General features: G+C 70.1%; 15 protein-coding genes. 12 read left to right on the top strand and 3 right to left on the bottom strand.

The genetic code is table 11. The features are described 5' to 3' along the window. The first annotated feature begins 2 nt into the window (after positions 1–2). The 12 genes from rlmN to glmM all read left to right on the top strand — a co-directional run bounded on the left by rlmN (position 3) and on the right by glmM (position 9918). Positions 3–1178 (top strand): 23S rRNA (adenine(2503)-C(2))-methyltransferase RlmN, encoded by a 1176-nt coding sequence (rlmN, locus tag AC0VXQ_RS07875; protein ID WP_475528239.1) that lies wholly within the window; start codon positions 3–5, stop codon positions 1176–1178. 273 nt (positions 1179–1451) lie between these two features. Then, entirely contained in the window at positions 1452–1673 is a 222-nt protein-coding gene (gene infA, locus AC0VXQ_RS07870; protein WP_030015001.1) for a translation initiation factor IF-1, read from the top strand. Between the two features lie 85 nt (positions 1674–1758). After that, a complete protein-coding gene (gene rpmJ, locus AC0VXQ_RS07865) occupies positions 1759–1872 on the top strand; it encodes a 50S ribosomal protein L36 (RefSeq protein ID WP_055684554.1) in 114 nt (37 codons plus the stop codon). Between the two features lie 161 nt (positions 1873–2033). After that, the gene (gene rpsM, locus AC0VXQ_RS07860; RefSeq protein WP_055684553.1) at positions 2034–2402 is read left to right on the top strand and encodes a 30S ribosomal protein S13; all 369 of its coding nucleotides are present in this window, start codon (positions 2034–2036) and stop codon (positions 2400–2402) included. A 28-nt stretch (positions 2403–2430) separates the two neighbouring features. Then, complete coding sequence (gene rpsK, locus AC0VXQ_RS07855) at positions 2431–2835, top strand: 30S ribosomal protein S11 (RefSeq protein WP_055684552.1); 405 nt, start codon at positions 2431–2433, stop codon at positions 2833–2835. A 180-nt stretch (positions 2836–3015) separates the two neighbouring features. Further along, on the top strand, positions 3016–4020 hold the full coding sequence (locus AC0VXQ_RS07850) for a DNA-directed RNA polymerase subunit alpha (RefSeq protein WP_055684551.1): 1005 nt from the start codon (positions 3016–3018) through the stop codon (positions 4018–4020). A gap of 112 nt (positions 4021–4132) precedes the next feature. Next, positions 4133–4840: a 50S ribosomal protein L17, sunset domain variant gene (gene rplQ / locus AC0VXQ_RS07845; protein ID WP_061225890.1), complete on the top strand. Its 708-nt coding sequence runs from the start codon at positions 4133–4135 to the stop codon at positions 4838–4840. Between the two features lie 205 nt (positions 4841–5045). Continuing rightward, positions 5046–6059, top strand: coding sequence for a tRNA pseudouridine synthase A (locus AC0VXQ_RS07840; protein ID WP_318247404.1), 1014 nt, complete (start codon positions 5046–5048; stop codon positions 6057–6059). Positions 6060–6350: 291 nt separating this feature from the next. Next, positions 6351–6794, top strand: a complete 444-nt coding sequence (gene rplM, locus AC0VXQ_RS07835) for a 50S ribosomal protein L13 (protein ID WP_055684549.1) — start codon at positions 6351–6353, stop codon at positions 6792–6794. Between the two features lie 35 nt (positions 6795–6829). Further along, entirely contained in the window at positions 6830–7330 is a 501-nt protein-coding gene (gene rpsI, locus AC0VXQ_RS07830) for a 30S ribosomal protein S9 (protein ID WP_055684548.1), read from the top strand. A 106-nt stretch (positions 7331–7436) separates the two neighbouring features. After that, complete coding sequence (ppk2, locus tag AC0VXQ_RS07825; protein ID WP_081046201.1) at positions 7437–8507, top strand: polyphosphate kinase 2; 1071 nt, start codon at positions 7437–7439, stop codon at positions 8505–8507. 52 nt (positions 8508–8559) lie between these two features. Further along, the gene (gene glmM, locus AC0VXQ_RS07820) at positions 8560–9918 is read left to right on the top strand and encodes a phosphoglucosamine mutase (protein WP_058730624.1); all 1359 of its coding nucleotides are present in this window, start codon (positions 8560–8562) and stop codon (positions 9916–9918) included. A gap of 184 nt (positions 9919–10102) precedes the next feature. On the opposite strand, the gene mscL is transcribed toward glmM, so the two are convergent. The 3 genes from mscL to coaA form a co-directional block, all read right to left on the bottom strand. Further along, positions 10103–10510 carry a large conductance mechanosensitive channel protein MscL gene (mscL, locus tag AC0VXQ_RS07815; RefSeq protein WP_055684656.1) on the bottom strand — a complete coding sequence of 136 codons (408 nt, stop codon included), beginning with the start codon at positions 10508–10510 and terminating at the stop codon, positions 10103–10105. A gap of 121 nt (positions 10511–10631) precedes the next feature. Next, positions 10632–11411, bottom strand: coding sequence for a M15 family metallopeptidase (locus tag AC0VXQ_RS07810; RefSeq protein WP_058730623.1), 780 nt, complete (start codon positions 11409–11411; stop codon positions 10632–10634). Further along, positions 11411–12367 carry a type I pantothenate kinase gene (coaA, locus tag AC0VXQ_RS07805; RefSeq protein WP_174520385.1) on the bottom strand — a complete coding sequence of 319 codons (957 nt, stop codon included), beginning with the start codon at positions 12365–12367 and terminating at the stop codon, positions 11411–11413. The genes AC0VXQ_RS07810 and coaA overlap by 1 nt, the downstream gene beginning before the upstream one ends. Positions 12368–12443: the final 76 nt, after the last annotated feature.

The following is a 12443-nucleotide window of genomic DNA, read 5'->3' as shown; positions in this document are numbered from 1 at the left end:
ACGTGTCTGAGAGCACCGCCACGCCGGTGGAGATCACCACCCGGCCCGAACCCGGCAGGATCCTGCTGAAGGCCCCGCGCCGCGGGAAGCCGCCGAAGCACCTGGCGGACTTCAACCTGGCCGGGCGCAAGGAGTTCCTCACGGAGCTGGGCCACCCCGGCTTCCGGGCCAGCCAGCTGTCCACGCACTACTTCGACCACCTCACCACGGATCCGCAGCGCATGACCGATCTGCCCGCGGCCACCCGGGAGGAGATGGTCGCCGCGGCGATGCCGCAGCTGCTGACCGAGGTGCGCACCCTGGAGGCCGACGGCGGTGACACCATCAAGTCCGTGTACCGGCTCTTCGACGGCGCCCTGGTGGAGTCCGTGCTGATGCGCTACGAGCACCGGGTGACCATGTGCATCTCCTCGCAGGCCGGCTGCGGGATGAACTGCCCCTTCTGCGCGACCGGGCAGGCGGGGCTGACCCGCAACCTCTCCACCGCGGAGATCGTCGAGCAGGTGGTGGCCGGGGCCCGGCGGCTGAAGTCCATGCAGGGCCTGGAGCAGGCCGAGCACGGCACGGAGGCGACCCGTCCGCTGCGGGTCTCCAACATCGTGTTCATGGGCATGGGGGAGGCCCTGGCCAACTACAAGGCCTCCCTGGGTGCGGTGCACCGGCTGATCGATCCCTCCCCGGAGGGGCTGGGCATCTCCGCGCGCGGGATCACCATGTCCACCGTCGGGCTGGTGCCGGGCATCCGCAAGTTCACGATGGAGAACCTGCCGGTGACCCTGGCGCTGTCCCTGCACGCCCCGGACGACGAGCTGCGCGACGAGCTGATCCCGATCAACACCCGCTGGAAGGTGGACGAGGCCCTGGACGCGGCCTACGACTACTACCGCCAGACGGGACGGCGGGTGTCCATCGAGTACGCGCTGATCCGGGACATCAACGACCAGGGCTGGCGGGCGGACCTGCTGGGCAAGAAGCTGGCCCAGCGCGGGCGCGGCTGGGTGCACGTGAACCCCATCCCGCTGAACCCGACCCCCGGCTCCAAGTGGACGGCCTCCCGCCCCGGGGTCGAGCAGAACTTCGTGGAGCGCCTGCGCGCCCACGGCATCCCCACCACGGTGCGCGACACCCGCGGCTCGGACATCGACGGCGCCTGCGGGCAGCTGGCCGCCGCCTCCTGATCCGCCGCTTCGTGAGCCACCGGCCCCCGACCCATCGGCCCCGGCCGGGCCGAACGCCGTCGGGCGGGGCGAGGGTGGGACTCGCCGCCGCGTGAGCCGCAGCTCACCCGCGCCGGGGTTAACTTTCCCGCGGGGATGCCGTACACTCGACTGTTGGCCGTCTCTGCCGTCATCCTCCCGTGTCCGCGGTGAGGTGCCGCGGGGGAGCCGACCGATACGAGCAAGACTGCCCCGCGGGCCACGGCAGGCGGGGCACCGACGTTAGCGGAGGATATGGCCAAGAAAGACGGCGTCATCGAGATCGAGGGAGCCGTGGTCGAAGCACTGCCCAACGCGATGTTCCGCGTGGAGCTGGACAACGGCCACAAGGTGCTCGCCCACATCTCCGGGAAGATGCGACAGCACTACATTCGCATCCTCCCCGAGGATCGCGTGGTAGTGGAGCTCTCGCCGTACGACCTCTCCCGCGGCCGCATCGTCTACCGCTACAAGTAGGGCTCCCCGACGGCGCCGCCGGATCCCTCCGGGATCCGCGCATCGCGCCGTCCGACCCCCAGTTGCAACAACGCAAAGGAATGCGATGAAGGTTCAGCCGAGCGTCAAGCCGATCTGCGACAAGTGCAAGGTGATCCGCCGCCACGGCGTGGTCATGGTGATCTGCGAGAATCCGCGTCACAAGCAGCGCCAGGGCTGAAGCCCCGGCCTTGTCGGGACTGATCGCTTCCGACGCTTCGAGAACATGGCACCGCTCCCCGTGACACGCGGGGATACCTCCGGACACAGAGGCCGGAGACCGGGGACACCCGGGCAGTGATGCCTCAAACCTCTGGATCAACTACAAGGAGAACCGCCGTCATGGCTCGTCTCGCAGGAGTGGATCTGCCCCGCGAAAAGCGCGTGGAGATCGCCCTCACCTACATCTACGGCGTGGGCCGCACCCGCGCCCACGAGGCCCTGGAAGCGACCGGCGTCAGCCCGGACATCCGCGTGAAGGACCTCTCCGACGCCCAGCTCGTCGCGCTGCGCGACTTCATCGAAGGCAACTTCAAGGTCGAGGGTGACCTCCGTCGCGAGGTGGCCGCCGACATCCGCCGCAAGGTCGAGATCGGCAGCTACCAGGGCCTGCGCCACCGCCGCGGCCTGCCGGTGCACGGTCAGCGCACCAAGACCAACGCCCGCACCCGCAAGGGTCCCAAGCGCACGGTCGCCGGTAAGAAGAAGTAAGCACCCTCTCGCGTAGGAGAACCAACTCATGCCCCCAAAGACTCGCGCTGCGGCCGCCCGCACCTCTCGCCGCAAGGTCAAGAAGAACATCAGCGCCGGACAGGCGCACATCAAGTCCACGTTCAACAACACGATCGTGTCCATCACCGATCCCTCCGGCGCGGTGATCTCCTGGTCCTCCGCCGGCGAGATGGGCTTCAAGGGCTCCCGCAAGTCCACCCCGTACGCCGCCCAGATGGCCGCCGAGAACGCCGCCAAACGCGCTCAGGAGCACGGCGTGCGCAAGGTGGACGTGTTCGTCAAGGGTCCGGGATCCGGCCGTGAGACCGCGATCCGCTCGCTGCAGGCCACCGGCCTGGAGGTCGGCTCTATCCAGGACGTGACCCCCAGCGCCCACAACGGCTGCCGCCCTCCCAAGCGCCGTCGCGTCTGATCCGCCGCCTCTGCCGGCACCGAGCGCATCCTCCTTCCGGGGAGGGGCGGGCCCGGTCCGGAAGACCCCGCCTGTCGGCGGGGCCGTCTACGGCCGCCACCTCCGGGCGGCGCCCACCGATCCTGTTTTCCCCCACCTGTGTTGCGTCATATAGCGGATGCTCGCTGAAAGGAAACATCAGTGCTCATTGCACAGCGCCCCTCTCTGAGTGAAGAAGTCGTCGCGGAGAACCGCTCGCGCTTCACCATCTCCCCGCTCGAACCCGGTTTCGGCTACACCCTGGGCAACTCGCTGCGGCGTACCCTCCTGTCCTCGATCCCCGGCGCCGCCGTGACCAGCATCCGCATCGACGGCGTGCTGCACGAGTTCTCCACCGTGGACGGGGTCAAGGAGGACGTCACCGAGATCATCCTGAACATCAAGAAGCTGTCGATCTCCTCGGAGAACGACGAGCCCGTGGTCGCCTACCTGCGCAAGCAGGGCCCGGGCGAGATCACCGCGGCGGACATCGAGGTGCCCGCCGGGGTGGAGATCCACAACCCGGATCTGCACATCGCCACCCTCAACGCGCAGGGCGCGTTCTCCGCGGAGCTGACCGTGGAGCGCGGCCGCGGCTACGTCTCGGCCCAGCAGAACAAGGCCGGGGCCGGCGAGTCGGAGATCGGCCGGATCCCGGTGGACTCCATCTACTCGCCCGTGCTGAAGGTGACCTTCCGGGTCGCCGCCACCCGCGTGGAGCAGCGCACGGACTTCGACAGCCTCGTGCTCGACGTCGAGACCAAGGAGGTGATCGCCCCGCGCGACGCCGTGGCCTCGGCCGGCAACACGCTGGTGGAGCTGTTCGGGCTGGCCCGGGAGCTGAACACCGAAGCCGAGGGCATCGAGGTCGGGCCGTCCCCGGCCGACGAGTCCATGGCCCAGGATCTGGCCCTGCCCATCGAGGACCTGGACATGTCCGTGCGCTCCTACAACTGCCTGAAGCGCGAGGGCATCAACACCGTCGGGGAGCTGGTCTCCCGCTCCGAGGCGGACCTCATGGACATCCGCAACTTCGGCCAGAAGTCCATCGACGAGGTCAAGGAGAAGCTGCAGGAGCTCGGGATGTCCCTGAAGGACTCCCCGGCCGGCTTCGAGCCCTTCGCCGCGGTGGATGAGGAGGAGGACGAGGAGGAGACCTCCTTCTGATCCGCTCGGGCCGGACCACCGGCCGTTCGCACTCGAGAAGCAAACCCTGGTCCCGTCCCGGCGCGGCTGATGCGCCGGACCCGGGACCGCACGAAACGGAAGATTCACTGATATGCCTACTCCCACCAAGGGACCCCGCCTCGGGGGCAGCCCCTCCCACCAGCGGCTGATCCTGGCGAACATGTCCCAGCAGCTGTTCGAGCACAAGCGCATCACCACCACCGTGACCAAGGCCAAGCGCCTGCGCCCGGTGGCCGAGCGCCTGATCACCTTCGCGAAGCGGGGCGACCTGGCCTCCCGCCGTCGCGTGATGCGCTCCCTGACCGACAAGTCCGTGGTCCACGAGCTGTTCACCAGCATCGCCCCGGCCATGGCGGATCGGCCCGGCGGGTACACCCGTATCACCAAGATCGGCAACCGCTCCGGGGACAACGCCCCGATGGCCGTGATCGAGCTGGTCATGGAGCCGGTGGCCTCCCGCGCCGTCGTCGAGGAGGCGACCACCGCCGCCCGCGCCGCCGCCAACTCGAACGCCGAACAGGCCCCGGCCGAGTCCTCGGCCGCCGCCGCCGAGGCCCCGGCCCAGGCCGAGGCTTCCGCCGACGAGCAGCTGCCGGCCGGTGCGCACGCCCCGCTGGAGTCCGGCGAGGCCCCCGAGGGCTTCGAGGTCAAGGGCAACTCGGACTCCATGAAGTACCACGTGCCCGGCTCCCGCTGGTACAAGTCCACCACTGCGGAGATCTGGTTCGACACCGCCGAGTCCGCCAAGGCCGCCGGCTACGCCCCGGCCGGCGGCGAGGCCGCCCAGCAGGTCTCCTGATCGGCACGACCTGAGCCCGGGAGCAGATCCTTCGGATCACCGGCTCCCATCGCGGACCCGCCACGGGCCCCGAGGCACCCCCACCGGGGCCTCGGGGCCCGTGGCGCATCCGCACCAGACCGCAATCCCGCTTCCCGCAGCCGTCGCAGTCCCGCAACCCTGCTTCCCGCACCGTCGCCGCCCCGCCCGTCAGGAGGTCCCCGCCGTGAACGCCGCGTCCCGCCCCCAGCCCGCCCCGGAGGCCCCGGGCGAGCACCCGCTGGGCGCGGCGCTCCCGGAGACCGACCCGCCGGTGCGGGTGCGCCTGGACTTCGCCTATGACGGCGCCCCCTTCTCCGGGTGGGCCCGTCAACCGGGGCTGACCACCGTGCAGGGCTGCCTGGAGGACGCCCTGCAGCTGGTGCTGCGCCATCCGGTGCACCTGACCGTGGCCGGGCGCACCGACGCCGGGGTTCACGCCCAGCACCAGGTCGCCCACCTGGACCTGCCGCGCGCAGCTTGGGAGGCGCTGCCCGGACGCCGCGGGACGGCCGAGCGCCACGCCCCGGATGACCCCGGTGCGGCGCTGGTGCGCAAGCTCAACGGGGCGCTGACCCGGGTGCTCTCCGGCATCGCCCCGGCCCCGCGCCCCGGCGCCCGGCCCGCCGGGCTGGGGGCGATCCTCGTGCGCTCGGCCGCGGCGGTGGACCCCTCCTTCGACGCCCGCTTCTCCGCGCTGTCTCGCTCCTACGTCTACCGGATCGCCGACGGCCCCCGGCACCAGTCTCCGCTGACCCGCGGGTACACCGCCTGGACCCCGCGGGAGCTGGACCCCGAGCAGCTCAGCGCCGCGGGTCGGCAGCTGCTGGGCCTGCACGACTTCCTCTCCTTCTGCAAGCCCCGCCCGCACGCCACGACCGTGCGCGAGCTGCGCTCGGTGGACTTCCGTCGGGCGGAGTCCGGGCTGATCGAGGCCCGCCTTCAGGCCGACGCTTTCTGCCACCACATGGTGCGCGCGATCGTCGGGGCCTGCCTGGCGGTGGGGGAGGGCCGCCGGGACGAGGCCTGGCTGCGCGGGCGCCTGGAGCACCCCGTGCGGGACTCCGAGATCCGGCTGGCCCCGCCGGAGGGACTGTGCCTGGAGCGCATCGCCTACCCGCAGGACGCGGCCGGCTGGGCCGATCAGGCCGAGCGGGCCCGGGACCGCCGGGCCGCGCCGTCGGAGGCACCGGGCTCCTGAGGAGGCGGATCAGTCCGGGTGTGAAGGATTTCGCCCCGGATCAGCAGGGAGGATCCTGGATTAAGTGCGGGTCCCTCGGCTATAGTGGGGTGCTGTTGTGCGTGTCCCACCTCGGTTCACCCGCCAGCGACCGTCGGCCCAGTTGCAGGGCGAGGAGACGGCGCGGCGTCGAGACATCGGGACGAACGGATGCGTCTGGCCCTCACCCAGACCCCTTCGAACGCATCGCAGAACGGCGTGACACCCAACTAGCGCCGACACAGAAAATACCGACACGAAGGTTCAAGAAACGTGCGTACGTACACCCCGAAGCCCGGCGACATCGATCGCCAGTGGCACGTCATCGACGCCACCGACGTCGTGCTGGGTCGCCTGGCCAGCCAGACCGCAACGCTGCTGCGCGGCAAGCACAAGCCGACCTTTGCCCCGAACGTGGACGGCGGTGACTTCGTCATCATCGTCAACGCCGAGAAGGTGGCCCTGACCGGCGCCAAGCTGGAGAAGAAGCGGGCCTACCGCCACACCGGCTACCCCGGCGGCCTGCGCTCCGTCTCCTACGAGGAGCTGCTGGAGAAGAACCCGGTGCGCGCCGTGGAGAAGGCCGTCAAGGGCATGCTGCCCAAGAACAAGCTGGCCGCGCAGCAGATGAAGCACCTCAAGGTCTACGCCGGCGCCGAGCACCCGCACACCGCTCAGCAGCCGAAGACCTACGAGTTCACCCAGATCGCCCAGTAATCGGGCCTGCGACAACAGCACTCAAAGGAGAAATCGTGGCTCAGACTACTGACGAGCAGACCATCACCGAGGAGCAGCTGACCAGCTACACCTCCGAGTCCACCGCCCCCGTGGCCGGCGAGGCCGCCGCCCAGCGCCCGGCCCTGACCGTCGGCGGCTCCGCCGTCGGGCGGCGCAAGCAGGCCGTGGCCCGCGTGCGCGTGGTCCCCGGGACCGGGCAGTGGTCCCTCAACGGGCGCGCCCTGGACGTCTACTTCCCCAACAAGCTGCACCAGCAGGAGGTCAACGACCCCTTCAAGCTGCTGGAGCTGGAGGGCTCCTACGACGTCATCGCCCGCATCCACGGCGGCGGCCCCTCCGGCCAGGCCGGTGCCCTGCGCCTGGGCGTGGCCCGCGCGCTGAACGAGATCGACGCGGAGAACAACCGTCCGCAGCTGAAGAAGGCCGGGTTCCTGACCCGCGATGCCCGCGTCATCGAGCGCAAGAAGGCCGGCCTGAAGAAGGCCCGCAAGGCCTCGCAGTTCTCCAAGCGCTGATGCGCTCGCGCCGCCCGGCGGCGCGCTGAGCTGTTCACGCGAAGAACCCGTCCTCTCCGGTGTGGGAGGGCGGGTTCTTCCGCGTCCCCTGGCTAAGCTGGTGCCCATGAACAGTGACAACCACGACGACGATGCCGTGAGCGCCCGACCCGACAAGTCCCACCTCTCCGATGCGGAGCGTCTGGAGCAGCTGGGGGAGGAGGCCCAGGAGGAGACCCGCCGGGCCGCCGTGCAGGAGGCCCTGAAGAAGCGGTCCCGCCGGGTCTCCGTGGTCCAGGACTACGCCGCGGAGCTGGATGAGATCGGCTCCCTGACCCGCTCCCTGGAGGGCCGTCACGACGTCTCCGACGCCTGGCGGATCGGGTACCCGTACGACGAGAAGCTCAAGCGCAAGGACTATGAGCGCACCAAGCGCACCCTGCAGATCGAGCTGCTGAAGCTGCAGCTGTGGTTCAAGGAGACCGGGCAGAAGCTGCTGCTGATCTTCGAGGGCAGGGACGCCGCGGGCAAGGGCGGGTCCATCAAGCGCTTCACCGAGCACCTGAACCCGCGCGGCTCCCGGGTGGTGGCCCTGGAGAAGCCCACCGACATCGAGCAGACCCAGTGGTACTTCCAGCGCTACATCGAGCACCTGCCCTCCGGCGGGGAGATCGTGCTGATGGACCGCTCCTGGTACAACCGGGCCGGGGTGGAGCGGGTCATGGGCTACTGCACCCCGCACCAGTACTACGAGTTCATGCGCCAGGCCCCCGAGCTGGAGCGGATGCTGGTCAACTCGGGGATCCGGCTGGTGAAGTTCTGGTTCTCGGTGACCCGAGCGGAGCAGCTGGCCCGCTTCGAGGCCCGCCGCACGGACCCGGTGCGCCAGTGGAAGCTCTCGCCCACGGACCTGGCCTCCCTGGACAAGTGGGACGACTACACCGAGGCCAAGGAGGCGATGTTCTTCTACACGGACACCGGCGACGCCCCCTGGACCATCGTGAAGTCCAACGACAAGAAGCGCGCCCGCCTGGAGGCGATGCGCCACGTGCTGTCCCTCTACGAGTACCCGGACAAGGACCACTCCGTGGTGGGGCGCCCGGACCCGCTGATCGTGGGCCCCGTGTCCAAGACCTTCGAGGAGGACCAGCCGGCCACGACCGAGCAGTTCCCGGTGGTCACCCCCGAGCGCCCCTGAGGCGACCCCACCGCCCGAGCACCGAGAACCCGCCCGCGTAGACTGAGGAACGATGGCTAGATTATTTGGAACCGACGGGGTGCGTGCGCGCGCCAACAGCGAGACGATGAGTGCGCTGTCCTCCCTGCAGCTGGCCCAGGCCGCCGCGGTGGTGCTGGGCTTCGACCAGGTGGCCGAGGGGCAGCGCCCCAAGGCCGTGATCGCCCACGACTCGCGGATCAGCGGCCAGTTCATCGGCGCGGCGATCTCCGCGGGCCTGGCGGCCTCCGGGGTGGACGTGTACGACGCCGGGATGCTGCCGACCCCTGCGGCGGCGTACCTGGTGGCGGATCTGGACGCGGACTTCGGCGTCATGATCTCCGCCTCCCACAACCCGTACCCGGACAACGGCATCAAGTTCCTGGCCCGCGGGGGCAAGAAGCTGCCGGACGCGGTGGAGGACCGCATCGAGGAGGTCTACCGGGCGCAGGACTTCCGGTACCCGGAGGGCCCGGACGTCGGGCGCATCTCCCGCTTCGCGGACGCGGAGGACCGGTACGTCACGCACCTGATCTCCACGCTGCCGGCGCCGTCGGCCCTGGCGGGGCTGTCCGTGGTGCTGGACTGCGCGCACGGCGCCTCCTCCGGGTGCTCCCCGGACGCCTTCCGCATCGCCGGGGCGCAGGTGCACGTCATGGCCGCGGACCCCAACGGCACCAACATCAACGACGGCGTCGGCTCCACCCACCTGGAGGGCCTGCAGGCCAAGGTGCGGGAGCTGGGCGCGGACCTGGGCATCGCCCACGACGGAGACGCCGACCGGTGCCTGGCCGTGGATGAGACGGGCGACGTGGTGGACGGGGACACGATCATGTCCATCCTGGCCACGGCCCGGCGCGACGCCGGCCAGCTCGCCCACAACACCCTGGTGGCCACCGTGATGACCAACCTGGGCATGGAGAAGTACCTGGAATCCGAGGGGATCACCCTGGTGCGCACCCAGGTGGGGGACCGCTACGTGCTGGAGGCGATGAACCGGGACGGGTTCAGCCTGGGCGGGGAGCAGTCCGGGCACGTGATCATGTCCGACTACGCGACCACCGGGGACGGGATCCTCACCGGCCTGCACCTGGCGGCCGAGGTCAACCGGACGGGAGAGACCCTGTCCTCCCTGGCGCACCGCTTCGAGCCGGTGCCGCAGACCATGATCAACGTGCCCGGGGTGGACAAGGCCGCCGCGGACGCGGACGAGGCGGTGCAGGCCGAGGTGGCCGCCGTCGAGCGCGAGCTGGGTGCGGACGGCCGGGTGCTACTGCGTCCCTCCGGCACGGAGCCGCTGGTGCGGGTGATGGTGGAGGGCCCGGATCAGGAGACCGTGGACCGCCACGCCCGGCGCCTGGCCGAGGTCGTCGCCCGCGAACTCGCCCTCTGACACCCTTCCCCTCCCGAGACCCCCGCGCCGAGTCATCACTTCCGGCCGGAAATCGCCGATTATTCGGTCGGAAGTGATGACTCGGGGAGGCAGGGGAACAGGGGAGCTCCCGGAACCTCGAAGGGCCCCGCACCGTGGTGGTGCGGGGCCCTTCGGCGTGCGGATGATGATGGGTGGGGAAGCCTTACTTCTCCGGGGTGGCGCCGGTGGCGTTCTTGCCGGCCACCAGGGAGTCGCGGATCTCGGTCAGCAGGGCGACCTGCGGATCCACGGCCGGCTCCTCGTCCTCCAGGCCCAGCTTGCGGGCGCGGGCCTCGTTCATCTTGTTGATCGGCATGACGATGCAGAAGTACAGCGCCGCGGCGATGATGAGGAAGTTGACGACGGCGGTCAGGAACACGCCGACCTTGACCTGGCCGAAGACCAGGAAGGAGTCGAAGTTCGGGGAGCCGATCAGCATGGAGATGAGGGGCATGAGCACCGACTCGACGAGGGCGTTGACCACCGTGCTGAAGGCACCGCCGATGATCACACCGACGGCCAGGTCGATGACGTTGCCTTTGGAGATGAAGTCTTTGAATCCACTGAGCATGATCGCCATCGTACGGCAGGTTTCGCTCTCAGCGGAGGCTTTGTGCGGCGAATGACGGACAGATCACGCAGTATTCACCGTGATGGTCGGCACCGTTGGCGCACCGCGGGCACCGTCCGGATCAGTCCCGGTAGCTCGGGGCCGGCCCCGCCCCCACGAACTCCTCGTAGCTGTGGACCCCGGAATCCCGGTACCGCTGGGCCTGCTCCTGCCCGATCCAGCGCAGGTGCCAGGACTCGTACCAGTACCCGGTGGTGTCCTGCTGCTGCCAGGGAAAACGCAGGATGAACCCGTACTCTGCGCCGTGCTCGGCGAGCCAGTGCGCCGCCGGGGTGTCCCGGAAGCACGGCTGCAGATCGCACGCCCCGGACCCGCCGAAGTCCACGGCCAGCCCCGTCTGGTGCTCCGAGTACCCGGGCCGGGCGGAGGCGACGTCGGCCCGCTCCTGCCCGTAGGTGCTCACCCACTGCCGGTAGGTGGCCTCCTGGGTCTGGTGGGAGCGGTAGCCGGAGATGGGGCTCAGGCTCACCCCGTCCCGAGCCGCGGCCTCGATCATCCGGCGGGCGGCCGCGGCGGCGTCGGCTCGCAGCTGCACCGAGCCCACGGTCTGCAGGTCCTGCGGGGCCCAGTCGATCGGGTCCATCGGGTGGGTCTTGTTCACCAGCACCGTGGGGGAGTCCGGGGAGGAGATGTCCAGGTGCTCCCCGGGTGCGGCCGAGGCAGAGGCGGCGGGAGCGCTCGCGGTGTCGCTGGCTGCCGCGGACGGCTCGGTCGCGGTCGTCGCGGTCCCGGCCGAGGCCGTCGGGGCGGGGGATCCGGCGTCGTCGTAGGATCCGGCGGCGCAGCCGGTCAGCCCGAGCAGCAGGACGGCGGGTGCGGCGATCAGGCGCAGTCGGGGCATCAGGTCTTCCTCAGCAGCACGCGGCGGATGGTGTGGTCGGCGTCCTTGGACAGGATGAGCTTGGCCCGGCCCCGGGTGGGGCGCACGTTCTGCACGAGGTTGGGCTCGTTGATGCGCCGCCAGATGTCCAGGGCGGTCGCGGAAGCCTCGGCGTCGGTCAGGCCAGCGTACTTGCGGAAGTAGGAGCGGGGGTCCCGGAAGGCGGAGTCGCGCAGGGACAGGAAGCGGTTGACGTACCACCGTTCGATGTCCTGGGTGCGCGCGTCCACGTACACGGAGAAGTCGAAGAAGTCCGACAGGGCCAGCGCCCCCTTGTCGTCGGCGGACAGCTGGGCGGGGGCCAGCACATTCAGCCCCTCCACGATGAGCACGTCCGGGCGTGTGACCACCACCTCCTCGTCCGGGAGGATGTCGTAGGTGACGTGAGAGTACTTCGGCGCGGTGACCCGGGGCGCGCCGGATTTGATCTCGGCGACGAAGCGCAGCAGGGCCCGCCGGTCGTAGGACTCCGGGAAGCCCTTGCGCTCCATGAGCCCCCGCTCGCGCAGCACCGCGTTGGGGTGCAGGAAGCCGTCGGTGGTCACCAGCTGCACGTCCGGGGTGGTGGGCCAGCGGCTCATCAGGGCCCGCAGCAGCCGCGCCGTCGTGGACTTGCCGGCGGCCACGGAACCGGCCACGCCGATGACGAACGGGGTGCGCTGGTGGTGCCCGCCGAGGAAGTCGTTGGTCGCCTCGTTCAGGGAGCCGGCGGCGTTCGCGTACAGGTTCAGCAGCCGGGACAGCGGCAGATAGACCTGCCGAACCTCCTCCACGTCCAGCACATCGCCCATCCCGCGCAGCCGCTCGATCTCCGCGGAGGTCAGCGGCACCTCGATCTCATCCGAGAGCCGAGACCAGGTGTCCCGGTCCAGGGACACGAACGGCGTGGTGCGCGGTGGGGCCGGGACGGAAGTCACGGGGCACCAGTCTAGCTCCCGGCCCGCGGTACAGCTGCCAGCGAACTCCCAGGATGACACCGGTGGGATAAACTGG

The sequence above is a fragment of the Rothia sp. QJM3NY_36 genome (assembly GCF_056173115.1).
The sequence above is the reverse complement of the archived record's forward strand: the minus strand, read 5'-3'. Positions and strand labels throughout refer to the sequence as shown.